23 protein-coding genes are annotated in these 21,381 nt (G+C 58.0%); 8 read left to right on the forward strand and 15 right to left on the reverse strand.

Going from position 1 to position 21,381, the window contains the following annotated elements; all coding sequences use genetic code 11:
* Nucleotides 1-2: 2 nt before the first annotated feature.
* On the reverse strand, nucleotides 3-296 hold the full coding sequence (locus tag ACWGXE_RS14830) for a BrnA antitoxin family protein (protein WP_447598644.1): 294 nt from the start codon (nucleotides 294-296) through the stop codon (nucleotides 3-5).
* Entirely contained in the window at nucleotides 214-480 is a 267-nt protein-coding gene (locus tag ACWGXE_RS14835) for a BrnT family toxin (protein ID WP_447603749.1), read from the reverse strand. The genes ACWGXE_RS14830 and ACWGXE_RS14835 overlap by 83 nt, the downstream gene beginning before the upstream one ends.
* A 795-nt stretch (nucleotides 481-1,275) precedes the next feature.
* On the opposite strand from ACWGXE_RS14835, the gene ACWGXE_RS14840 reads away from it, so the two are divergent.
* The 3 genes from ACWGXE_RS14840 to ACWGXE_RS14850 all read left to right on the forward strand — a co-directional run bounded on the left by ACWGXE_RS14840 (nucleotide 1,276) and on the right by ACWGXE_RS14850 (nucleotide 3,290).
* Entirely contained in the window at nucleotides 1,276-1,422 is a 147-nt protein-coding gene (locus ACWGXE_RS14840) for a type III-B CRISPR module-associated Cmr3 family protein (protein WP_447603750.1), read from the forward strand.
* 62 nt (nucleotides 1,423-1,484) lie between these two features.
* Nucleotides 1,485-1,661: a hypothetical protein gene (locus tag ACWGXE_RS14845; protein WP_447598646.1), complete on the forward strand. Its 177-nt coding sequence runs from the start codon at nucleotides 1,485-1,487 to the stop codon at nucleotides 1,659-1,661.
* 447 nt (nucleotides 1,662-2,108) lie between these two features.
* Nucleotides 2,109-3,290 carry a YncE family protein gene (locus ACWGXE_RS14850; protein ID WP_447598647.1) on the forward strand — a complete coding sequence of 394 codons (1,182 nt, stop codon included), beginning with the start codon at nucleotides 2,109-2,111 and terminating at the stop codon, nucleotides 3,288-3,290.
* 13 nt (nucleotides 3,291-3,303) lie between these two features.
* Here ACWGXE_RS14850 and ACWGXE_RS14855 read toward each other — a convergent pair whose 3' ends face one another.
* The 3 genes from ACWGXE_RS14855 to ACWGXE_RS14865 form a co-directional block, all read right to left on the reverse strand.
* Nucleotides 3,304-3,699 carry a tetratricopeptide repeat protein gene (locus ACWGXE_RS14855; RefSeq protein ID WP_447598648.1) on the reverse strand — a complete coding sequence of 132 codons (396 nt, stop codon included), beginning with the start codon at nucleotides 3,697-3,699 and terminating at the stop codon, nucleotides 3,304-3,306.
* A gap of 75 nt (nucleotides 3,700-3,774) precedes the next feature.
* A complete protein-coding gene (locus ACWGXE_RS14860; RefSeq protein ID WP_447598649.1) occupies nucleotides 3,775-4,260 on the reverse strand; it encodes a hypothetical protein in 486 nt (161 codons plus the stop codon).
* A 156-nt stretch (nucleotides 4,261-4,416) separates the two neighbouring features.
* Nucleotides 4,417-4,980, reverse strand: a complete 564-nt coding sequence (locus ACWGXE_RS14865; protein ID WP_447598650.1) for a metal-dependent hydrolase — start codon at nucleotides 4,978-4,980, stop codon at nucleotides 4,417-4,419.
* Nucleotides 4,981-5,351: 371 nt separating this feature from the next.
* On the opposite strand from ACWGXE_RS14865, the gene ACWGXE_RS14870 reads away from it, so the two are divergent.
* Complete coding sequence (locus tag ACWGXE_RS14870) at nucleotides 5,352-5,693, forward strand: hypothetical protein (protein ID WP_447598652.1); 342 nt, start codon at nucleotides 5,352-5,354, stop codon at nucleotides 5,691-5,693.
* A 3-nt stretch (nucleotides 5,694-5,696) separates the two neighbouring features.
* On the opposite strand, the gene ACWGXE_RS14875 is transcribed toward ACWGXE_RS14870, so the two are convergent.
* The 3 genes from ACWGXE_RS14875 to ACWGXE_RS14885 form a co-directional block, all read right to left on the reverse strand.
* Nucleotides 5,697-6,695 carry a zinc-binding alcohol dehydrogenase family protein gene (locus ACWGXE_RS14875; protein ID WP_447598653.1) on the reverse strand — a complete coding sequence of 333 codons (999 nt, stop codon included), beginning with the start codon at nucleotides 6,693-6,695 and terminating at the stop codon, nucleotides 5,697-5,699.
* A gap of 61 nt (nucleotides 6,696-6,756) precedes the next feature.
* Entirely contained in the window at nucleotides 6,757-8,427 is a 1,671-nt protein-coding gene (locus tag ACWGXE_RS14880; protein ID WP_447598655.1) for a hypothetical protein, read from the reverse strand.
* Nucleotides 8,428-8,577: 150 nt separating this feature from the next.
* Nucleotides 8,578-10,662, reverse strand: coding sequence for a hypothetical protein (locus tag ACWGXE_RS14885; RefSeq protein ID WP_447598656.1), 2,085 nt, complete (start codon nucleotides 10,660-10,662; stop codon nucleotides 8,578-8,580).
* Between the two features lie 180 nt (nucleotides 10,663-10,842).
* Between ACWGXE_RS14885 and ACWGXE_RS14890 the strand changes: the two genes are divergently transcribed.
* Nucleotides 10,843-12,219 (forward strand): YhjD/YihY/BrkB family envelope integrity protein, encoded by a 1,377-nt coding sequence (locus ACWGXE_RS14890; RefSeq protein ID WP_447598657.1) that lies wholly within the window; start codon nucleotides 10,843-10,845, stop codon nucleotides 12,217-12,219.
* Between the two features lie 83 nt (nucleotides 12,220-12,302).
* Here ACWGXE_RS14890 and ACWGXE_RS14895 read toward each other — a convergent pair whose 3' ends face one another.
* Nucleotides 12,303-12,815 carry a group I truncated hemoglobin gene (locus tag ACWGXE_RS14895; protein ID WP_447598658.1) on the reverse strand — a complete coding sequence of 171 codons (513 nt, stop codon included), beginning with the start codon at nucleotides 12,813-12,815 and terminating at the stop codon, nucleotides 12,303-12,305.
* Nucleotides 12,816-13,090: 275 nt separating this feature from the next.
* Here ACWGXE_RS14895 and ACWGXE_RS14900 point away from each other — a divergent pair, with 275 nt between their 5' ends.
* A complete protein-coding gene (locus ACWGXE_RS14900; protein WP_447598659.1) occupies nucleotides 13,091-14,005 on the forward strand; it encodes an AEC family transporter in 915 nt (304 codons plus the stop codon).
* On the opposite strand, the gene ACWGXE_RS14905 is transcribed toward ACWGXE_RS14900, so the two are convergent.
* Nucleotides 13,998-15,011 (reverse strand): methyltransferase, encoded by a 1,014-nt coding sequence (locus tag ACWGXE_RS14905; RefSeq protein ID WP_447598660.1) that lies wholly within the window; start codon nucleotides 15,009-15,011, stop codon nucleotides 13,998-14,000. The genes ACWGXE_RS14900 and ACWGXE_RS14905 overlap by 8 nt on opposite strands.
* 215 nt (nucleotides 15,012-15,226) lie before the next feature.
* Here ACWGXE_RS14905 and ACWGXE_RS14910 point away from each other — a divergent pair, with 215 nt between their 5' ends.
* Complete coding sequence (locus tag ACWGXE_RS14910) at nucleotides 15,227-15,997, forward strand: TerC family protein (RefSeq protein ID WP_447598661.1); 771 nt, start codon at nucleotides 15,227-15,229, stop codon at nucleotides 15,995-15,997.
* 18 nt (nucleotides 15,998-16,015) lie between these two features.
* On the opposite strand, the gene arfB is transcribed toward ACWGXE_RS14910, so the two are convergent.
* From arfB to ACWGXE_RS14930, 4 genes are all read right to left on the reverse strand, one after another.
* Nucleotides 16,016-16,432, reverse strand: a complete 417-nt coding sequence (arfB, locus tag ACWGXE_RS14915) for an alternative ribosome rescue aminoacyl-tRNA hydrolase ArfB (protein ID WP_447598662.1) — start codon at nucleotides 16,430-16,432, stop codon at nucleotides 16,016-16,018.
* 204 nt (nucleotides 16,433-16,636) lie between these two features.
* Nucleotides 16,637-17,050, reverse strand: a complete 414-nt coding sequence (rnk, locus tag ACWGXE_RS14920; RefSeq protein ID WP_447598663.1) for a nucleoside diphosphate kinase regulator — start codon at nucleotides 17,048-17,050, stop codon at nucleotides 16,637-16,639.
* A gap of 185 nt (nucleotides 17,051-17,235) precedes the next feature.
* Nucleotides 17,236-17,916, reverse strand: coding sequence for an inorganic pyrophosphatase (locus ACWGXE_RS14925; protein ID WP_447598664.1), 681 nt, complete (start codon nucleotides 17,914-17,916; stop codon nucleotides 17,236-17,238).
* 63 nt (nucleotides 17,917-17,979) lie between these two features.
* Nucleotides 17,980-19,722 (reverse strand): DEAD/DEAH box helicase, encoded by a 1,743-nt coding sequence (locus tag ACWGXE_RS14930; protein ID WP_447603751.1) that lies wholly within the window; start codon nucleotides 19,720-19,722, stop codon nucleotides 17,980-17,982.
* Between the two features lie 338 nt (nucleotides 19,723-20,060).
* Here ACWGXE_RS14930 and ACWGXE_RS14935 point away from each other — a divergent pair, with 338 nt between their 5' ends.
* On the forward strand, nucleotides 20,061-20,813 hold the full coding sequence (locus ACWGXE_RS14935; RefSeq protein WP_447598665.1) for a ZIP family metal transporter: 753 nt from the start codon (nucleotides 20,061-20,063) through the stop codon (nucleotides 20,811-20,813).
* 342 nt (nucleotides 20,814-21,155) lie between these two features.
* Here ACWGXE_RS14935 and ACWGXE_RS14940 read toward each other — a convergent pair whose 3' ends face one another.
* A complete protein-coding gene (locus ACWGXE_RS14940) occupies nucleotides 21,156-21,320 on the reverse strand; it encodes a hypothetical protein (RefSeq protein WP_447598666.1) in 165 nt (54 codons plus the stop codon).
* Nucleotides 21,321-21,381: the final 61 nt, after the last annotated feature.

Genomic DNA, 21,381 nt, shown 5'->3' on the forward strand with positions numbered 1-21,381 from the left:
ACTCATGCCGCATGGCGCGCCGCTTTCTCCAGAAGCTCATGGATCAGTGTCTGATAGGGCTTTCCCTGCTTGGCCGCCATTTTCCGCAAACTTGCCAGGAGGCGCGGAGACAGACGAATGGCAATGAGCTGCTTGGCCATTCCGGTCGTAGGCCTGCCGACCCGGCGCATGCGCTTTAATTGTTCATCGCTGGCTTCAGGAATATCAGAAAAATCAATCTGTGAATCGGGAATATGCTTCACGCTCCTTTCGGCTCGCCTGCCTCGCGCTGATGATCCGGATCGTTTCTTTCTCATCTTCCGCCCTCCTGAGCGTATACACCACGAAGAGGATTCGCCCTGTCATAGATCGTCCTATTCGCTGGGATCGATGCTCCGCTGTCGAATGTTGAAGATCTTCACCATCCAATCCATACGAATCACCGGTGGCTAGTGCAACGGCATTGCGCTGCACCATCGCAGCCCGGCCGTCACCATTCATCGCATCATAGAGCACCCGAGCCTTCGCCGGTTTCGCCTGCCCGACCCAGGCGCGCCGAGACACGTCTTCCACGATGTCAGCCACCGATAGCGTGTTCCATGGATAGACGAACAGCGCTTCTATTTAACTGTCAGGAAGGTCGCTGCTCCGGGCGGTTCAGCGCAGGGAATCCAGTGCACACGTCATGTCACTGAATCTTGTCCGCAGAGTTTTCGGCGCGAGTATAACCTTGAGACACCATACATTGTTGAAGCGCGGGCTCAAAGTCTGACTGAACATTCGGTCCAGTGGACAAAATACTGGCCTCCCGCTGACATTCTCGTAGGTCCTGCCACCGCTGGTAGCCTGATTTAGACGGATTGGTCCACCCCGGGCTGCCACAGGCAGTTCCACTGAGTATGATGAATCCTACAACGATCGCAGCCGCGGTCCGACTGATCATATGCCACCCTGTCTAGCGCGCATTATTCACGAACGCTTCTGCTGTAATCGCGGATTCGCCGCTACGATAAGCCTGGTCGCGATCCGAGCGCGTCCAGGCAGGCGGGCTCGCGGCTTGGTCGGTCGACATACTGCTTCAAGTATGCCTCCCTTCCTCACGGCTCCGCGCGTCTGTCTCGCTTGGCGACTGCGCGATTTCGCGACGAACCGCCGTGAATAATCCACGCTAGAAGCATACTCAGGTTCACGTAGGAGAACAAGACGGCCAGACTCGGCGAAGGCTGCCGGGAGTTTTGAGTTAGGATTTCGAAGTTATGACCTATTGCAAACAAGAAACGAGAGAAGGAGGCCTGTATTGTTTCCGGCTGGAGACTAGTACAGTACCGGAGGAAGCATACGCGGAGAAATGATGCTCATGCGAGGGCAGGCAGTATTTGGTGGATGGAACGGATGCGCGGTGAGTCTTGCGCCCTGGCCGATTGCCGGCCACTTAAGTTTTAGCGGGCTCAGATCGAAGTTGACGGCCTATGCCTTACAAAATACACTACAAGCGGAGGTTACAGATGCAGACCGCCAAACAAAGGATCCTTCAGGCTCTTGAGCAATTACCGGAAAACGCGACCTTCGAAGACGCCATTGAACGCCTCTGTTTTTTGGTCAAAATCGAGGAAGGTCTTCGGCAATCCAATACAGGCGAGACGGTTTCCCACGATGACGCGACACGCCAACTTCTCGGATAACCCCTCTCCTCTGGACGCCCCGAGCCATTAGCGACTCGCGATCCATTCGTCAATTCATCGCACAAGACTCTCCACAAATGGTGGAACTACGTCACGCGGTAACTGATCGCAGCGGTTGATCGCCTCTCCCAATTTTCACGATCGGGACGTATGGTGCCTGGAATTGGAGACCCAGCCATCAGGAGATAATCCATGGCTCATACCGCATCGTATATCGGCTGATCCACGAGCAGATCCACATCCTTACAATCCATCATGCGGCACGTCCTCTCCGGCCGCATCTGTAAGCCGGCAGGCCTTTGTCATTCATCTCCAGAAGTCCCGCTTGCAACCGCATCAAATGCACGTATTTCCCGAGGCGGCTGGACAGCTCATCTTCGACAGCGGTTGCGTGATTTCCCGGGGAGGAGTACCTTTCTGTCTCCCCCACTTCGAAAGGAGACTCCCATGGCCACCTTCCGATTGCTTTGCTTGACCGTCCTGCTGCTCTCTTGCTCCGCTCCTGTGTCGGCAGAACTGCTTGCCCTTCTCAATTATGAGAGCAAGCCGGACCAGTCCGTCCGGCGCGAAGGGATCGCAATCATGGACATCGATCCCGACTCTTCGGACTTCGGCAAGATTTTGATGGAGATTCCGCTTCCGCCCGATCTGGTCGCGCACCATATCTTTTTCAATCGCGATAAGACCAAAGCCTACGTGACGGCCTTGGGTCAAAGCCTGTTGCATGTCGTGGATCTCACCCGGTTCCCCTACAGGCTGCGCGCCATTTCCGTGCCAGACTGCCAGGTCTTGGAAGATCTGGTGGTGTCGGAAGACAACCGGACCTGGTTCCTGACCTGTATGGGATCCAGCACGGTGATCATGGGAGATGCGGTGAACGATCGGCCGACTAAAACGGTCCGCACGCCGGAAGGTGGGGCCGCTTTGATCCAATACCCGCACGGCATTGCGATTCACAACGGCATCGACCGGGTCCTCATCACCAGCACCATCAAGCCGGATGATATGGCGGAGGCAGGCGACACGGTTACGGTGTTGGAAGCCAGTACGGGAACCGTGCTTTCGACGCACAAGGTGTCATCGAAGCCGTCTCCGGCCAAAGCCGCTCCGGTCGAGATCATGTTCGCTCCGAACGCTGATCCGCCGGTGGTGCACATTACCAATATGTTCGAAGGCACCTTGTGGACGGGAACCTGGGATGCGACGACCAAGTCGTTTGCATTCCATCAGGTGGACGACTACGCCGCACGGCAACAAGGGATGCCGTTGGAAATGCTCTATAACGCGAAAGGGGACCGGCTGTTCGTCACTACCGCCAAGCCGGGATTCGTCAACCTGTACGACAATACCGACCCGCGACAGCCGAAGTTTCTCAAGACCATTCCCGCCGCGGCAGGCGCCCACCATAGCGTCCTGTCACCCGATGAGCGCTACCTGTTCGTTCAAAACAGCCTGCTCAATTTAGAAGGCATGAGCGACGGGTCCATCACGGTGATCGACCTGGCACAGGACAAGATCCTGGGGAGTATCGACACTTTGAAGGCGCAAGGATTCAACCCGAACTGCATCATGCTCCTGCCGAACCATTTCCGGCAGGTCGGGTCGCGTGCAAGCCTGAGTCGCGAGTGAACCGGCTTACTCTTTACATGGTGACGTGCTTCTTCAGGATCTCTGAATCCTTGATGGTCGGGTCGTTCGGCGCTAACTCGAGCGCCTTCTTGAACGACTTCGTCGCGTCCTCATGTTTTCCCATCTTATCCTGGGTCAGAGCGATGTTGTAATGCACGACGGGCGAATTAGGATCGGCTTTGACGGCCTTCTGAAAATGCTCCATGGCCACATCCCAATGACCTTGCTGATAATGGCCGACCCCCTCGTCGTTTTCCATTCGAGCGGCCGAACCAGCCGGAGCTGACAAAGGGGCATCGGCCGCTGTTCCGGCTTTTTTGGTCCCACCTCCGGTCTGGCTTGAGTCACAGGCGGCAATACTGCTGAGAATCAAAATGACAAAGCCGAGATAAAGACTTGCCTGTTTCATGGCATCCTCCTTGGTTGAAGACCTGCGATCTGCCGGAGCCCGGTATCGTAAAGAGAAAAGCAGCATTTCCTGCTTTTAGTCAGCGCGATACTCCACCTTGTCGACGAAGCGCACGGTCCGACCGGACGGGCCGGCTACACCGATCGTATTGTCGGCGACACCGGTCACGCTGGTTGACCTGACCGGGCTGCCCATGTCGTAGGAGGTCTTGAGGAGCGACAGTCCGCTGACGACACCCTTGTAGTCAAACGACAGAAACAGATCATATCTGGTGTCGAATAATCCGATTCCGTTGGTCCACAGGCCGTACAGCAAGAGGTACTCCAGCGGATTGATCGTAGCGGACGCATAACTGTAGGACCACGATTCTCTCCTCGCATCCCCGATCTCGATCGAGCGTCGCTCGGCAGGGGGGCCCAGGAATGTCAGGATGTCCGCCTTGGTCGTCTCCCCGACGGTGATCCGCTCCATGGCTTTTTCATCGGCCAAGGTGGCGTTGCCGATCGCGACACAACCCGCCAGGAGCGCGCACAGCAGACTCGGCCACACCATTTCTTTCATGATCACCCTCTGCAGTTACCAACCTATGCTTCGCTCATTGCAGCACCACGACGGACACTAATCAACGGGAAGCCCGTGGTCGAGCCCGCTGAAATTCGGGGTGTTTTGAATGGAGACGGAGATCGGCGGTGTGATAATCGATGGTGCGGATGACCGTCACGGCATGGTCGAACAGGAAAAAGGCGTGGCGGGATCTGCTCGCTTTGGGGCGAAACGTTGCCGAAGAGCGAGTACAACGAGAGCATCAACTCTTTTTGTAAGAAACGTCTCGGCAAACGAGAAACCGGACGTGATGGCGAGGCGTCCACATACCAGTATGAGCAGGACGCCGATTATCCAATTCTGCCATGCGTCCAGCTCCCAGCCATACGGCGTGTAATAGAACGTATCGCTAAGCGGCCACAGATATTGAATCGGCCATTCAACGCCGCTGCCGAGAAAATCGCAAACAAGATGGAGATGGAAGGCGGTAAACGCGAGCGCCCATACGGCGAAACGGTGCTTCGCCCACCAGCCTACGAGCAGCGCCATGACCAGTCCGGCAACAAGACCATGGGTCAGGGCGTGATGCCAACGGCCATAGGCATCCGGCCCGGCCAGAATCGCCAGTCCATCCAGATCGGCCAAGACCCCGGCCCACGCGACCAACACCCGATCCCGTCGCTCCCCCAGTCGGTGACCGACCACCCAGGACGCCATGAGATGTGTGGGAATATGCACGGCTGCCTTACCCCTACGGACGGCTCCTTGGCCGGCACTTCTGACAAGCCGTCCAAGAAAAGTATAGCAGCCAGATTCCGGCGCGCTGAGCCGCGCTGTCCCATGACGATTGATGCGTCCGTTCTCTATTGAGGGATTTCGCCGGTGGTGGCGGACACTGTGGCGCGCTTTGGCGTTTATGATGTGCGGTCAGCGAGGCCGGCCTCATCGGTGTCGCGTTTCTGTTCCAGGTAGGCCACCATCCTCCCCACGACGCCGATTGTTTAGTCCAGTTCCATGGCCCCCCATGAGCCATATCCGGGGGTCTTCTCTTCGATGGATCGCAGTGAGATACTCTGTGCGTAATGTAACCCCTGCACGGGAGCTCGACCTTGAAGCGAGCGGCGCTCATCGAACAAGAACTAGCGGTCGCCGAGGCGGCGTGGAAGGATGCTAATGAAGGACGGGCCAGAGTCTGTGCGCGTCGTGCTGTGGCATTGGCGACTGAATGGTGGTTAGACCGCCTTCATGTCCGCCGCTGGAGCGGGGATGCGATGGAACATCTCCGGCAGATACACCGGGATGCGTCCTTCCCTCTTCCCGTCCGTGAAGCGGCCGAGCGATTGAGCACCGCAGTGACGAAACGGCATGCCGCGCCTTTTTCAACCGATCCGATCAGCGACGCCAGGCTGATCATTGAACACCTGTTGCCGAAGGCAAGATCTGAATGCTGAGGGTTATCGACGCTCGACCACGATCTTCCCGATGGTCGTGGCAGATTCCAGCATCGTGTGGGCCGCTCGCAAATTCTCCGGCGACAGACCGGTGAGAACCGTGCGGACGACGGGCTTCAGGCGTCCCGCATCCGCCAGCCCGGCGACCTCGCCCAAAATCTGCCCCTGCGTCTCGGGCTTGTATCCAAACAACGATTTGGTGAACATCAGCTCCCAGCTCACCGTGATCGATTTTCGTTTGAAGTTGGCGATGTCCACCACGCCGGGATCGTCGATCAGCACGAAGCGTCCAAACGGCCGGATGATGTCGGGCAGCACCCCCAGATAGTCCTGGGAATGGGTGATGCCGAACACCGTGTCCACCTCGGCGATGTCGTGCCGTTTGAGTTCTTCTGGCAGGCCTTTCGAATGATCGATCACCAGATCGGCGCCCATGGTTTCGCACCAGGCCCTGGTTTCCGGTCGCGAGGCTGTGGCGATGACCTTGGCGTTCGTCTTTGCCTTGAGAAGTTGGATCGCGATGGACCCGACTCCGCCGGCCCCTCCGATGATCAGGACTTTCGTGCTCTTTTGATAAGTATTTTGACGCTCTTCAAGCAGCGCCTCCCAAGCTGTTAACGACACCAACGGCAGCGCGGCCGCCTCCGTGACGTTCAACCGCTCAGGCTTGCGGGCCGCCAACCGATAATCCACCGCATGAAGTTCGGCATTGGTCCCGTCGCGCATGAGGTCTCCCGCATAGTAGACCTGGTCACCCGGTTGGAAACCGCGGACCTTCGCGCCTGTCTTCACGACCTCGCCCACTGCATCCCATCCCAAAATGACAGGATGTGCGCTCGTCGAACTGCGGCTTCGCCGGATTTTGTAGTCCACCGGATTCACGGATACCGCGTGAATCTGCACCAGAAGATCGCCGTCGCCGACGGCCGGATCGGGCACCTCCATCTCCTTGATCGCAAACTCACTCACCTGATGCGCGGTGAAATAACCCCAAGCTTTCATCTCGTACTTCCTCTCACGGCGCCGGCCGTATGTTCGGCCGGCGCAATCGTCCCCCCGGCGTTCAAAACCGCGAGGCGGGCAATTGGACATCGGCCCGCGCCCAGGCTTGTTGGAATTCCTGCCCCACCGCTTTGGCCTCCGCCTGTTTCTGTTCCGCTTCCAGGCTTTTCTTGAGGCCGAACAGCGCCCAGCCATTATGCGGGTGGTGCATCAGATCTTCGCGATAGACCTGCTCCGCCTCGGCCGGACGGCCCGCTTGCAGCAACACTGCGCCCAAGGAATGGCGCACGGGAATATGCCAGAGGGGCGGTTCATAATATCGCAACCGATCTTCCACTTCCGCCGCAACCTTGAGGGTCTCAATCGCCTGCTCATAACGCCCCTGACGAGCCGCGATCTCGCCGGCCAGCACTCCCTCCGCAATTTTTGCCAGATCGACGACGCGGCTTCCTCCCATGACTCGATCCTCCGGAATTGACCCGACCAATCCCGTCAATGCCTTCAGTTCCTGCTGTGCTTCATCCGGTCGTTTCGTGGCCGCGAAGGCCATTCCGCGCGCATAGTGCCACACCACATTCGTGTAGGCCAATTCGGCCGGCGGTTTGGACACCGTGAGAACCTCGTCCCATTTGCCGAACCGCACCAATGTGAAGAGGCCCGTCGGCGCGAAATCCTCGAGTGCCGGCACTTTCACCGCCATGTCCCACGGGACAAGCTGCTGGAGATCATGAGCCGTCTTCATCGCCTCCTTGCTCCGGCCTTCCATGGATAATGCCGTCCAGAGAAAGTGCACGTTATGCGGATAGTAGCCGACCGGATAGACGCCGGTGAGTTTGCGATGCTCAAGATAATCATGATCCACCGCGGCCGCATGAACATTCCGTTCTACCGCTTCTTGATACATACCCAGTCGCAGATAAATATGACCGGGCATATGGACCAGATGGCCCGCCCCGGGCGCCAAATCCGGCAATCGTCTCGCGCAGGGCAGCGCCCGTTCCGGGTTCGATGACGCCTCTACGGCGTGAATGTAGTAGTGACATGCCCCCGGGTGGTTGGGATTGAGCTCTAATGTTCGTTCGAGCGTTGCGACGATCTGGGTGGCATTGCCCTTTGGTTGCCCATCCGATGTCCAATAGTCCCAGGGCTGCTGGTCCATCATGGCCTCAGCGTAGAGCGCGCCGGCATCGGCATCGTTCGGGTAGCGGGCCCATACCTTTCCCATCGCCTCGGCGTAGGCGGCATCGAGTTGCTCTCGGTTTTCTTGGGGCTCGGCGGAGTAGCGAACGGCCAGCGCATCGATATAGGCCCGCTCTTCCGGAGTGGCATTGGAAGCCAGCGCACGGGCCTTTTGCATCGCCTCGTACGCATGCTTGCCGGCTTCGGGACTCATCGGCAAGTTAATGTTCGGCCCAAGCGCCAAGGCGATACCCCAGTAAGGCATGGGCGCCTTGGGATCGAGACGCGCCGCCTCTTTGAATGAATTGATCGCTTCCTCGTGATTGAACGCAAACACCAGCCGTAATCCCTGATCGAAATACTGCTGCGCCTTGGGCGACGAAGTGGAGATGGGATGGTGCAGCGTCCCAAGATCGCCGAACAAGGGAGGGGCATTGTCGGGGGCCGGCTCGATGGATCGCTGGTCAGCCGGGGAAGCGCAGGCCGAAAGAAAGAGGATCGCACCGAGTCCGCACAGGAATCGTCGACGCAATGACCCGCCTGGCAATTTCATCCGCCCCTCCTTTCCATTCCTTTCATATGGGGAAACGGCAACAGGCTACGTCTCGGCAACAGTCCTGTCAACCGCATGTCATATGACGTTCTGTCACTTCTTCTTTCCTGTCTGATCCATCCCTTCAAAAACGTAGGGTGTATGCACAATTCAGCTCACGTCGAGCGCCGTGAGATAGGCCTGCAATTCCCGCCGTTGCTCCTCTTCGGTTCCCTTCAGGGTGTCGATCGTCTTTCTGATTTTTTCCAGTTCAGTCTCCTGCTGATCGAGCTTCGTGACGTAGCGGTTATAGAGCTCGGAATTGTGCTGGAGCCGCTGCATGTTGTCCCGAATGCGGCTATGCTCCGCGGTGATCTCCGCGATCCGCTGTTCCTGCCGGGCGCGCTGGCTGCGCGTGTCGTCCAACTTATTGCGGAGGATCACGACTTTCTGCAGCGCCTCCTTCACTCTCTGACTCACCTCTTTGGCTTGAAGGTACAGCAGGATCTGATTCACACCGCTGTCCATGAGCTGGACCGATTCCTGAATCGGCAGGGATTCCTTTACCCGTAGTGAGGCGCTCCCGCCCGGCTCAACCGGAACCGCAAACCGATAGACATCACGCGTGCGCTCGGCCGCTTCCTTCGGCTCGATCAGCTTCCAGTCCGCACGATAGGGATGCTCAATGAAGAGAGCCCGCTCCTTCTGATCCCGATTCCTGATCTGGTACGTCCGATCTTCCACCATGCGGCGAGTCACCCACAGCGCGCCTTTCTTGATGGCCACACTGACCAATTCTTGCTGCCCGCCTTCGAGCTTCGGCTCGACTTCCATCTTCAGATCCAGCGCGTAACTGATGAGCCGTCCCTGCCCGGGCGCAATGTCTTCGATCCTGGCATCGCCGGCGTAGGAGCCGCCATCAAACACCGTAATGGGACCCTGCATGAGATAGAGCGGCGATGAGTTCTGGAGACGGTATCCCTGAAGCGGATGCTTGACGTTCACTGTTTGGTTGTAGATCGATACCTTCCGGCCTTGAATCTCCTGCCCAAGAATTGGGACCATTGCTGATTGCTGCCGGGCGAGTGAGACCGGCGACCCAAGCCGGTATTCGAACAGTGATCCGGCTTCCCGGCCTTCGGCGACCGACTCCACGCCTTCGGACATGGCCCTCGCTTCATCGGCAAAGGCCGCGCCGGTCGCAGGCGGCGGAACGCCGGCCCGCATCGGTTTCTTGGAGTCGAGCCTCCGCCTGCCGTCCTTGACCGGATCCTCTCGCTTCTCTCCCTCCGCTTTTTCCTCCACGCGGGCTGCCTGGTCCATCGCTTCGCCATAGATTTGCGGACGCAGCGAGGCATAGAGGTCCGGTTCTACGATGGGCCGCGGATGATAGAGCGGCTGGTAGAGATCCATGATGAACGAGATCGGCCGCCCGGATACCAGCGACAGATTCACATCGGTCCAATCATGCTCGGTGGTGTTTTCGACGATGGCCCACCCTTGCAGAAACGCAGGACGGGTGTCATCGAGCACCAATCTATAGGAGGTCTTCCAGATCGGCGTTTCCGTGAGATATGCGATACGCGCCTGGCGAGATCCCGTTCCATCGAATATCACAGAGAGAGTCTTTTTCTGCGTGTCATGATTCATGGCCAACACCGCCAGCGCGGTGTGAACTTCCCGGTTCAACGCCGCATCGACCAGCGTGATCCGTTGAATCGAGGGCAGCGGAATCGATCGGAATCCGTCCTCCGTGAAAAGGTTCACATATTCCGTCTCGATCAGGCGCCGCTGGCCGCCGTCCGAAACGGATTCTTGCTTCTTTTCCACCCCGATCAAGGTGCCGGCGATGGGATTAGGCGAGGCTAATTCCACCGATTCACCTCGCATTTGCGTGAGAAGCTGCCCGAGGGTCGGATTTCCGTTCAAGTTGATGCTGAAACTTCCAAGAGTTTTCGCAACGGGATCTCGGGAACTGTACGTGACCGACGCAACCTTTCCGCCGCCAAGGTCCTGCACGACCAAACTCTTGAGTAGATCGTTGATTTGGTTCACGTTGAAACGAAGATCCAGTCGCGCGCGGTCCTGCACGGTCCCATCATGCTGGAAATAGCCCACCCCGCTGGAATAGAGAACGATCTTGGACAAGGGAAGAATGGGAGCCTCGGCCCCTTGCGCCGGTGTTCCGACACAGAGCAGTGCAAGAATGAGGATCTCCTCGGCTCGTCCGAGGAATGAACCGTTGAATCGCCACATGGAGGCCTCCCTTCGTAAGGCCGGCCCTCGACGCTGAGTTCGGTTTCTCTCAAACGTCCCGGCGTCCCTGTATGACTCATCCAACCGGTGGCGTCAACGGAGAGCCGTACGGGCCGGCACGGCTTCCCCAAGCTTAACGACTCCATTACAATGCCCAGAATCCTACACCTGCGAGGATCTATGGAAAGCGTGGGACGCATCATCCAATTTTTGAAACAGGACCTTTGGACCACCGATCTCGCGACTCTTCCCTTCCTTCAACGAACGCTCGTGCAGACGCTGCGTCTGGCCATTGCGGTGGGACTGGAGTTTCGCCATCGTCTGCTTGATGCCCGCGCCGCGGGCCTGGTCTACACCACACTGCTCTCGTTGGTGCCGTTTCTCGCCGTGATGTTTTCCGTACTCAAGGCGTTCGGCGTCCATCATCAAATTGAGCCGGTCCTGGCCCAAGCGCTGGAGCCGCTGGGCCCAAAAGGCGAGGAAGTGACCGGCACGATCATCGGTTTCGTGGACAATCTCAAGATAGGCGTGCTGGGTGTCGTCGGCGTCGCCGGACTGTTTTACACCACCTATTCGCTGATCGATAAGATCGAGCAAGCCTTGAACGCCATTTGGCTGGTGCGGCAGGGCCGGTCGTGGTCCCGAAAATTTGCCGATTATTTGAGCGCCGTCTTGGTCGGGCCGGTGCTGGTCGTCACGGCGTTTGGATTGCTGGCCTCGGTCCAAAGCAATACTTTGGTCCAGCATGTTTTGGAGATTGAACCGCTCGGCTATCTGATGGTCTGGGGCGCCAAATTGGCTCCGTTTCTGATGCTATGCGGCGTGTTTACCTTTCTCTACAAATTCATTCCCCATACACAGGTGCGGGCGACCTCGGCGCTGGTCGGCGGGATCGCCGCCGCGATCTTGTGGGGCATTGCCGGAGAGTTATTTGCCAAGTTTGTGGCCGAATCGGCGAAGTACAGCGCGATCTACTCTGGGTTTGCCGTCCTGATACTCTTTCTCTTGTGGCTCTACACGGGATGGCTCATCGTGCTCATCGGCGCACAGTTCTCGTTCTTTCATCAGCATCCCACCGCCTATCTGTCGCGCTTGCTCTGGCAGCAGCGGACGCAAGGCTTTCGCGAACGACTGGCCTTGACGCTCCTGGCCCTTCTGACGCGCCGCCATGTGGCGGGAGAACGACCATTGGCTGTCCAGGAACTGGCTATCGAGCTCAATCTACCGGTCTCGCTGGTGGAAGAGCAGGTGGACCACTTGGTGGAAAATGGTCTCCTCGGCCTCATGAACAAACCGCAGGGAGTGAGCCTGATGAAGCCGCCGGAACTCATCTCCCTCAAAGAAGTATTGGACGCGGTTCGCGACGGCAACGCGGCTGAGGCCCGCATTCCGCTTCATGACGGTGACCCGATTCTCGACGTGCTACGCCGGCGGGACGAGGCGGTGGAGCAGGCATTGTCCGGACAAACCTTGCGATCGCTCGTCATCGAGCGGCGTCACGGGACAAGAGAAGAGCCTGTGGCTTTTGGCACGCCTGAAACGTCGTTTCACCGATGATGCGAGGGTTCGACGAGCGGAATGTGGGGGCGCGATTGAGGAAGTCGGAAAGGTATCGCCGTCCGAATGGATCGAAGTGAGACTTACGGTTTGGCGGTCACGGACTTGTCCACGATATCGCTTTTCATCGGCCGGAGGGTATTCAACAATTCCATTTGCTCGCGTCTGCCGATCTCGAACTTATCCATGGTGACAACGAGATCGCCGACCAGTGCGTCGAATTCATCGCCGCCGATGGCCATATCGGCATGCGTCAATTTCATGTCCCGCCCCTCATAAGTACAGGGCCCGCCTGATGCCTGGCAGATCTGATCGACCAGCATGCTTTTCAGATGCGGGATATCGGCTGTGGCAAACCGACTATTGATGCGTAAGTCTCCGACCACGCGCGTGACGAAATCATCGACGACCGCTTCAATCCTGGGCTTCCCGCCCAGTCGCACAAACAACGATTGGTCCTGCATCGGTCTGCCGCCGGCCAACGCCATTTGAGGACGGGTGGACCGCCAGGCATACTCTCCCACGTAACATCCGGCCATGGTTGCAACCGACACGACGACTCCCAGCGGCAGCACGAATCTTCGGATCGACGCCACGATGGTCCCTCCTGAATGCATATCAATTTTTACCCTCTCACACCGCCTAGCCTTGCGCAAGAGGAAGCTGAACACTCGAGCGATCGGACGGAACATATTGAATATCATCACTATATCATAGTGCTAAGAATTCCTCAGAGAGTTCCGGCTTGGCCGGCACCGAGAACAGGCCTCCTCTCGGCAGCAGGGCGGTCGAAAACGAAATGCCGGCGATTGTCGCTTTTCCATGATTTTCAGAGGAGTTATTTCGCCCGGACCTTTGCGGCCCATATGTCATGCCTGATTCATTACTAGCCTTCCTTATTATTTTTTTGATCGGCGCGCTGCTTCGGTCTTCGTCCCTGCTCACGAAGGCCCATGCAAACCGACTGGCGAAGTTTGTCTTCTGCGTCAGCCTGCCGGCCACCATCATCATCTCACTCGATCGCATCACGTTCACCGCCGCAATCTGGAAGTTGCCGGCCGCCGCCTGCTTGGTGACGTTGCCCTTGGTCCTGATTGCCTGGGGAATCGCCCGGCTGTTGAACCTGCCTCGTCCCACGCAAGGGGGATTCCTGCTTGCGACCGGCCTGATCAATAGCCTCTATTTCGCTTATCCGGTGACCCTGGCGACGTTCGGTGAAGCGGGATTGGGTCACGCGGTGCTGTTCGACTTGGGCCAGACCGTCTTGACCTTGACCGTGCTGTACGGCCTCGCTCTCCGGCATGGAACGTCATCATTGGCTGCGTGGCCGTTCGTTGTTCGCTTTGTGTCCGCTCCGCCGCTCTTGGGCCTTTTGGGGATCCTGACGCTGAAGGCAGGGGCGCTCGGGCTCCCTGAATGGCTGCATGCTGTGCTGATGCCGATTCACTGGACCACGACGCCTCTGGCAAGTCTGGTACTCGGCCTGTCGGTGAGTTTCACGACCTTAGGGCGGAATATGCCGCTCGCAATCCTCGGCGTGGTCGTCCGCATGGGCGGCGGTTTGCTGTTAGGTGTCGCGGCTGCGTGGCTCTTACACTTGGATGGACTTCAACGCACGGTGGCGATATTGGTTGCCGCCATGCCGTCGGCCGTCAACGCAGTGATCTATGCGGCGGAAGCCAAGCTCGACGAAGAACTGGTGAGCTCCGTGGTGGCGCTTTCCATTCTTGTCGGGATCGCCCTGCTGCCATTTCTTCCACATTTGGCACAGTACCTTGTCATTTGATCCCGACCACCATTGAATCGGGCCCGGCCAACGCCTCGACTTTCGTCCGCTTGAAGCCCGCCTCCTTCATCCATCGCCGGCAATCGGCACCGGTAAAATCGAACCCGCCGTGCGTCTCGATGAGCATGTTGAGGCTCATGAGGAGCCCGAAGGCATTGCGTTTGCGCGCGTCGTCGATAAGGGCCTCATGGACAATCACCGCACCGCCCGGCGGAAGCGCCTCGTAGGCCTTGTGCAAGAGCATCAATTTTTCGTCGAGATTCCAATCGTGCAGGATGTGCCCCATGATCAAGACATCCGTCTTCGGCAACGCATCCTTGAAGAAATCTCCGGGATGGAACCGCACCCGTTTTTCCACCCCTTTGGCTCGCGCATAGGCCTCGAACACCGGCTGCACGACCGGTAAATCCATGCCTCCGCCGACCAGGTGTCGATGGGCCAGCGCAATTTCAACCGCCACGCCGCCCTGCGCGCAGCCGATATCCATAAACGAGTGATACTGTTTCCAGGGAAACTGTTTGGCGATGGCTCGTGCCGTTCCCTGGCTGAGTCCCGTCATGGCCTTGAGAAAACTCTCGAGCCGCCGGGGGTCCGCGTACAGCGTGCCGAAGAAATCCTCGCCGGTTTTCACCTCATTTTGCGGCTTGCCGGTCTGCAGGGCTTCGGTCAGCGAGCCCCAAAAACGATAGAGCCGAGCGTTCGACATCTCGAGCATGCCGCCGACATAGGACGGCTTCGCTCGATCCAGGAATAGATCGGTCTCCGGGGTATTCGCATAGCGCCGGCCGGTTCGCTGTAACATGCCCAGGGCGACGAGCGCGTCCAGAAAGTCCATGGCGCTGCGCGGATGGAGATGCAGCCGCCGGGTCACGGCCTTGAGGTCCAGCGGTCCTTTCGCCAGTTCCGTGAAAAGCCCGAGTTCGATCGCACTCAAGAGCGTCTTTGAGGCCCAAAAGCCCATGCCCAGTTGCATGATCTGATCGGGAAGCAATCGCTTGCTTGCCATAGCGCCATTCCTTTCTGATCTTTGCGAAAAACGAAGCGTAGGGTATGTGGCGGATGCGGTGGTGTCAATATGAGTTTGCGTGGAAACGGTCGGTTCCGATTGCGCCGTCCAATCTTGTAACGCTACACTCGCCGGCCGTAGCTCTATCCGGATGAGTCCCGAATAGGTCTTATCGCGGATGTTCGCATGGCTTCAATCAACTAGGGGAGACATCAATGTTTGACTGGTTGGCAACACCCCAAGCCTGGGCCGCGCTCGGGACCTTGACCGCGCTGGAGATCGTGCTCGGGATCGACAATATCATCTTTATCTCGATTCTCGTTGGCCGGCTTCCTGAAAATCAGCGCGCCCTTGCAAGACGGATGGGACTTGGTCTCGCCATGATCGCCCGCTTGGCCTTGTTGTTCTCGCTCTCCTGGGTCATGGGCCTCACCGAATCCTGGTTTACGATCTTTGCCCAGGACATCTCAGGGCGGGATGTCATTCTCATCGGCGGCGGTCTCTTCCTGCTCGCCAAAGCCACGCATGAGATTCACAACAGCCTGGAAGGAATCGAGGAAACGGGCGATCAGGCGGCGACTACCAGCCTCGGGATGGTGCTGGTCCAGATTGCGGTTCTGGACATTGTGTTTTCGTTGGATTCAGTCATCACGGCGGTCGGCCTGGTCGAACAGCTCTCAGTCATGGCGACCGCGATCATTCTGGCCGTCCTGGTCATGCTGTTTGCCGCCAAGGCGATTGGAGACTTCGTGGACGAGAATCCGACCATTAAAATGCTCGCGCTGTCGTTTCTGCTTCTTGTCGGTGTCACGCTCATGGTGGAAGGCTTCGACGTCCATGTGCCGAAAGGATACATCTATTTTGCCATGGCGTTTTCCGTAGCGGTGGAAATGCTGAACATCCGGATGCGGAAAATGCGCAAGAAACGGGGGACGAAGGTAAAACTGCACCGCCGATATGGCAGACCACGGCAGGAAGAAGCGTAAGCGCCGACGAACGGCTGCCTATTCGTCCTCCGCTTTTCCTCTCAGCGCCTTCAACCGTCCTCGCCTGGCCTTGTCGGCCAAGCGACGGCGATGCGCGGCTTGGCCGGGCTTCGTCGGCTTGCGCGACTTGGGCCGGATGGTCGCGATATAGATGAGATCACGGAGCCGATCGAGGGCGACCGCTTTATTTTGTTCCTGGCTGCGGGACTGCTGCGATTTGATAATCACTACACCGTCCCGCGAGATCCGGTGATCCCGCAGTTGCAGCAGACGGGCTTTTACCTCATTTGGCAATGACGACGCCCTAATATCGAACCGCAGGTGCACGGCTGAAGCGACTTTATTCACATGCTGGCCTCCGGCACCCTGCGATCGGACAGCGGTCAATTCGATCTCATGGTCCGGAATCGCCAAGCCGGTAGAAATCTCAAACATAGAGCGCTCTCTGCGCGAGCTTACAGGCGTTGCGCGGCTTCATCGATTGAACAGTGATAAAATGACGTTCTGGTACGAACATGCGCCCGGACCGCCGCACGGCGGCGGTCCGGGCGCTCATGGCTTCACCTTGCCACAAGCGTCGGGGAGAATCTAGGGTTCGGGATCGCGAAAGGAGTGGAAACGCAGGTGGAGCGCACGGTCCTACCGGTGATAATCACCAGCCGCTTCCGGCTGATACAGCACTTCAAGAATTCGGACTTCCTTAGCGCCGCCGGGCGGTCGCCATTCAATGACATCGCCGACACGGCAGCCCAACATGGCGGTTCCCAGCGGTGCCAGCACAGAAATTCGATTCTGCTCAACGTCGGCTTCATTGGGAAATACCACCGTGCAAACCCTCTCTTGACCCGTGGCAAGATCCACGACTCGCGCCGTGGAATTCATCGTCACGACCGTCTCCGGAATCGCCGACGACGCGACGACCCGCGCGTGATCCAAGATCTGCTCCAAGATCTGCCGGGATTCATTGTCTTTTCTTCTGGATGCCAGTCCGGTGTGGACCAAATCTGTCAATCGGTTCAGGTCTGTTTCAGTGATGCAGAGTTCATGCCCCATGACAACGTCTCTCCTTTGGCAAATAGAAGGAAGGCCGCCAGCGACAAACGGCCGTCATACTGGAGCATACCCGATCCGCCCGGCAGATGCTGCCCCTTAAGGCGATCCTGAATCGAATTTCATGAAATATTCATAGGCTCTTCATGGAAGGAATTAACTAAAGAGTACTGATGGGCTGACCCCGTTCACACGAGTCCTTGAGGACAGCGAGACTCCAGTTCGGGAAACTTGGCCCGATAGTCGACATGGCTGGCACGAATGACTTTCAATGCTTCGTCCCGTCCATACAGACTCGTAATTTCCACCTTGTGATGAGGTGAGCCGGGCGCGTGTTTATAGGTAAGGAAATAGTGCTGCAGTCGATCCAGCAGGCTCACCGGGCAATCGGCAATATCGGTGAAGGCTCCGTAAACCGCATCTTCCTTCATGACCGCCACGATTTTGTCATCCGCCTCGCCCCCATCCGACATGCTGAGTCCGCCGATGGGAAGCGCGGTCAGTAAGATATCGCTGTGCGGAATGGTTTTTTCTGTCAGCACGCAGATATCCAGCGGGTCTCCGTCTCCAATCATCCCCGGCCGTTTCGCACGAGCGGCAAAGAGCGCCGCGACCCGTTCGCCGCAGAACGTCTGCGGGACGAGTCCGTAGTACACGGGGCAAAAATTCGAAAACCGTTGCGGGCGATCGACTTTCAGGAAGCCGCTGACTTTGTCCACCTCATACTTCACCGTATCGGTGGGGACGATTTCGATATAGGCCGTTACCACTCCGGGCGCGTCGTCGCCGATCGACACGCCGTGCCAGGGATGCGCCCGGAATGTGAGGCCCATGAGTCGCTCTGCGGAATTATCACCGGTCCCGCTCATTCTCTTCTTCCTCCATTGTGTTCATGAGACATATCTTGCATCTCACCGCTCGCCGGCCAGCCGTCAGTCGCGAAACAGCCGCACCGTCACCTTGTGGCCTTTGATCCTGGTTTTGCCGAGAGCGTCGATGATGGCGCCGGCCAGAGCATCCGGCACGTCGACCAACGAAAATCGATCGGACACCTCAATGGCTCCGATCCGGCTCGAGGCCAGCTTCGCTTCATTGGCGATGGCGCCGACGAGGTCTCCTGGGCGAATGCCGGCTGTCCTGCCGGCTCCAATATACAATTTCGCCATGCCTTCGGACTGCCCGCCCCGTCCCAACCTGCCCGTCGCGCCTTTGGAATCCCGCATACGGCCATACGCGCGATCTCTTGGTCCCCAAGCCGGTGGTCGCGCCGTCCGATGCAATTCATCGCCCCGTCCCTGCACGGCCGGGATGTCGGCTTCCTTCGTTTCACCGCCTCGCGCGCGATAGGCGAGCTTTACCGCCGCAGCCGCGACATCCGCCGGATCGAATCTCCCCGCCAACGATTCCACCATGGAGCGGAAGAGATCCAAATCGCCGGCTGTGAGGCATTGCTCCACCGCTGCCTTTGTTTCTTCCAGTCGCTTCTTTGTGAGATCGCCCACCGTGGGCACCGGAGCCAATTCAATCCGAGATTTGGTGAGCTGTTCGATGTTTCGTAGCAGCCGTTGTTCACGTGGCTCCACAATCGTCACCGCCGCGCCTTCCCGACCGGCCCGGCCGGTGCGCCCTATGCGATGGACATACACTTCAGGCGAGGAAGGCACATCATAATTCACCACATGCGACACGCTCGGAATATCCAGTCCCCGTGCCGCCACATCCGTCGCCACCAGCAGGTGAGTCTGACCGGATCGAAACGAATGCATCACGCGATCCCGTTGCGCCTGACTCATGCCGCCGTGAATGGCTTCAACTCGGTAACCGCGCTCCTTCAACATGGCCGTCAATTCATCAACTTCCAACCTGGTCCGGCAGAAGACGAGCGCCGATTTCGGTCCCGCCATATCCACGATCCGAGCGAGGGCCGCCACCTTGTTTGGCCGGGCCACCAGATAAGCGGTCTGGTGGACACGCGGAGCGGCACCTGCTTTGACCGGCTCTTTGGCGATCTTAACCTCTACCGGGTCCTTTAAATGACGATGCGCGATGGCGGCAATGCGCGGCGGCATGGTGGCGGAAAACAGCGCGGTCTGCCGATCGGTCGGGGTCTGCTTCAGAATGGCGTCGAGGTCCTCGGCAAATCCCATATCAAGCATCTCATCCGCCTCATCCAGCACGACGATTCGGAGATGTTTCAGATTCAATGTCTGGCGGCGGATATGATCAAGCGCCCGGCCTGGAGTGGCGACCACCACATCAACCCCTCGTTTGAGCGCATGAAACTGGGGACCGATCGCCTGCCCTCCATAAACCGGCAGCACCGAAATGCGCAATTCCTTGCCGTAGCGCCGGACCGCTTCACTGACTTGAATGGCCAATTCCCGCGTGGGCACCAGAATGAGCGCCGAGGGATGACGCCGGGCTGAATGGGCGATCCGCTGAAGCAGGGGCAACGTGAAGGCCGCCGTCTTGCCGGTTCCAGTGGCGGCTTGTCCCAGCAAATCACGACCAGCCAACAGCGACGGAATGGCTTCTCGCTGAATCGGCGTCGGCTCTTCGTATCCCAATGTGTCGAGGGTCGTCAGTAGTGTGGCCTCGAGGCCGAGCGCGGCGAAGCCGGGGGAGAATCCTCTGACAGGAGGACTCGTGGATGGACGGTTGCTATCCTGTTTCATAGATTGTTTGGGATGACCTTTCTTCTTCACCGTGTGGCTGATGTGAGATTGCTGCTCATGATGGACTATCGAACCATGGGATCTTGCCGGTGGAGAGTATACCAGGCTGAGCGGCCGCTCTCATCTTTGTTGAGCTGGCAGACTGACTCAGGCATACTGCGTCATTGCGCCCAGTACGAAGTGTTTCAGCATAGGCGGCTCTCCTGCCCGAACCTCGCGCATGCCGATACCGCGTAATCGGGATATCGCCAGCCTCACGACTTCATTCTTATTTGAATTTCTCCGGTAGCGCGCCGGTGAAGTATACATTTTTGCTTTCGCTCAAGGGGAGCATGAACATGCTGGAAATGATCGGTCTCGGCGCGCTGGCGGGGGTTGTGCCCGTTTATTTTGGCATCCTAGTCGCACTGTTCACAGCCCGCATCACCTCACGCGCTATGGAAGGATTATTGATCGGGCTGGCCGCGGGCATCCTAGTCTATCTTTTCTTCGACCTGATGCACGAGGCAGTGGAACTGACGGGATCCCGCGACCCTTTATCCTGGGGCATTTTTCTGGGCAGCCTGTGTGTCAGTTTCGTCGGCCTGGTCGCGCTCGAGCAAAGTCAACTCCGCGGTAACCTTGCCTTCAGCCGGTTTCTGACCCTGCCGTACATGATCGCGGTCGGCATGGGCCTGCACAATCTCGGGGAAGGCTTGGCCATCGGCGCGAGCTATGCCAACGGAGAATGGGTCCTCAGCGGCCTCCTCGTGGCGGGCTTCGCTCTCCATAATGGCACGGAAGGGTTCGGCATTGTGGGCGCGGCCGGACGAAAAGCGCTCGATTGGAAAGAAATTGTCTGGTTGGGGGCGATTGCAGGCATCCCGACGTGCATCGGGACGCTGTTAAGCGGAGGGGAGCCGTCGCCCTATGCGACCATCGTCTTCTATACCTTGGCAGCCGGATCGTTACTCTATGTCATTCTATCTTTGACAACGATTGCCTATACCGCCACCCGGCGACTGCAAGTCGCAGTTGGGATATTTCTAGGAGTAAGCCTCATGTATGTGTCCGCCATGGTGCTGTCGCTGGTATCCGGCATCCGAAGCTAAAAACCGCATTTTGCCATGCGACAGGGCGCCAGCACAAATGTTGATGCGGTCCAATTACCGGCTTGGAAGCATAGTCTGTGATGCCGATGCCACTGGCAACGACCGGGTATCGTATTTTTTTCATGGTTGCAGCCCGGCATGAGCCACGTACAGACATGAGTGTGGCAGTCCGTTCCGACATCGATTAGTGCCCACGCAGCCACCAACCCACCAGACTGACCGCGATCAAAATCAGCGAGACCGCTAAACTTATCATTACCGGGTACTCTGCCCGGATATGAGGAGACGACCGCACCATGGCTTACTCCTTTCCATGTGCCTCGACCGGAGCTGCTGCATTGTTCAACGAGGCCTTCGCTTGCCGTTGTTCATCTTTTCCGGATGATATCCCAGATCCACACTCAAGGCTTGTCCGGTAATGGCAAAGCTACAGGCATAGCATGTCCAGAACGCGCCGGTGGAAATCAGCATCTGTTGTTGGCATCGGGGACATTGCCGAATCTTCATGTTCCTTCCTTTCATTCTGCTACAGTCCCGCACCTCGTCCCAGCGCGAGGGAATAGGCAGC

It is taken from the genome of Nitrospira sp. Nam80, from assembly GCF_965152575.1.

Bases quoted from the DNA above. Each gene is read 5' to 3' on its own strand.
- ACWGXE_RS14830 (WP_447598644.1), bottom strand. From the start codon at position 296: ATGAGAAAGAAACGATCCGGATCATCAGCGCGAGGCAGGCGAGCCGAA.
- ACWGXE_RS14835 (WP_447603749.1), bottom strand. From the start codon at position 480: ATGAATGGTGACGGCCGGGCTGCGATGGTGCAGCGCAATGCCGTTGCA.
- ACWGXE_RS14845 (WP_447598646.1), top strand. From the start codon at position 1,485: ATGCAGACCGCCAAACAAAGGATCCTTCAGGCTCTTGAGCAATTACCG.
- ACWGXE_RS14850 (WP_447598647.1), top strand. From the start codon at position 2,109: ATGGCCACCTTCCGATTGCTTTGCTTGACCGTCCTGCTGCTCTCTTGC.
- ACWGXE_RS14855 (WP_447598648.1), bottom strand. From the start codon at position 3,699: ATGAAACAGGCAAGTCTTTATCTCGGCTTTGTCATTTTGATTCTCAGC.
- ACWGXE_RS14860 (WP_447598649.1), bottom strand. From the start codon at position 4,260: ATGAAAGAAATGGTGTGGCCGAGTCTGCTGTGCGCGCTCCTGGCGGGT.
- ACWGXE_RS14875 (WP_447598653.1), bottom strand. From the start codon at position 6,695: ATGAAAGCTTGGGGTTATTTCACCGCGCATCAGGTGAGTGAGTTTGCG.
- ACWGXE_RS14880 (WP_447598655.1), bottom strand. From the start codon at position 8,427: ATGAAATTGCCAGGCGGGTCATTGCGTCGACGATTCCTGTGCGGACTC.
- ACWGXE_RS14885 (WP_447598656.1), bottom strand. From the start codon at position 10,662: ATGTGGCGATTCAACGGTTCATTCCTCGGACGAGCCGAGGAGATCCTC.
- ACWGXE_RS14890 (WP_447598657.1), top strand. From the start codon at position 10,843: ATGGAAAGCGTGGGACGCATCATCCAATTTTTGAAACAGGACCTTTGG.
- ACWGXE_RS14900 (WP_447598659.1), top strand. From the start codon at position 13,091: ATGCCTGATTCATTACTAGCCTTCCTTATTATTTTTTTGATCGGCGCG.
- ACWGXE_RS14905 (WP_447598660.1), bottom strand. From the start codon at position 15,011: ATGGCAAGCAAGCGATTGCTTCCCGATCAGATCATGCAACTGGGCATG.
- ACWGXE_RS14910 (WP_447598661.1), top strand. From the start codon at position 15,227: ATGTTTGACTGGTTGGCAACACCCCAAGCCTGGGCCGCGCTCGGGACC.
- arfB (WP_447598662.1), bottom strand. From the start codon at position 16,432: ATGTTTGAGATTTCTACCGGCTTGGCGATTCCGGACCATGAGATCGAA.
- rnk (WP_447598663.1), bottom strand. From the start codon at position 17,050: ATGGGGCATGAACTCTGCATCACTGAAACAGACCTGAACCGATTGACA.
- ACWGXE_RS14925 (WP_447598664.1), bottom strand. From the start codon at position 17,916: ATGAGCGGGACCGGTGATAATTCCGCAGAGCGACTCATGGGCCTCACA.
- ACWGXE_RS14930 (WP_447603751.1), bottom strand. From the start codon at position 19,722: ATGAAACAGGATAGCAACCGTCCATCCACGAGTCCTCCTGTCAGAGGA.
- ACWGXE_RS14935 (WP_447598665.1), top strand. From the start codon at position 20,061: ATGCTGGAAATGATCGGTCTCGGCGCGCTGGCGGGGGTTGTGCCCGTT.
- ACWGXE_RS14940 (WP_447598666.1), bottom strand. From the start codon at position 21,320: ATGAAGATTCGGCAATGTCCCCGATGCCAACAACAGATGCTGATTTCC.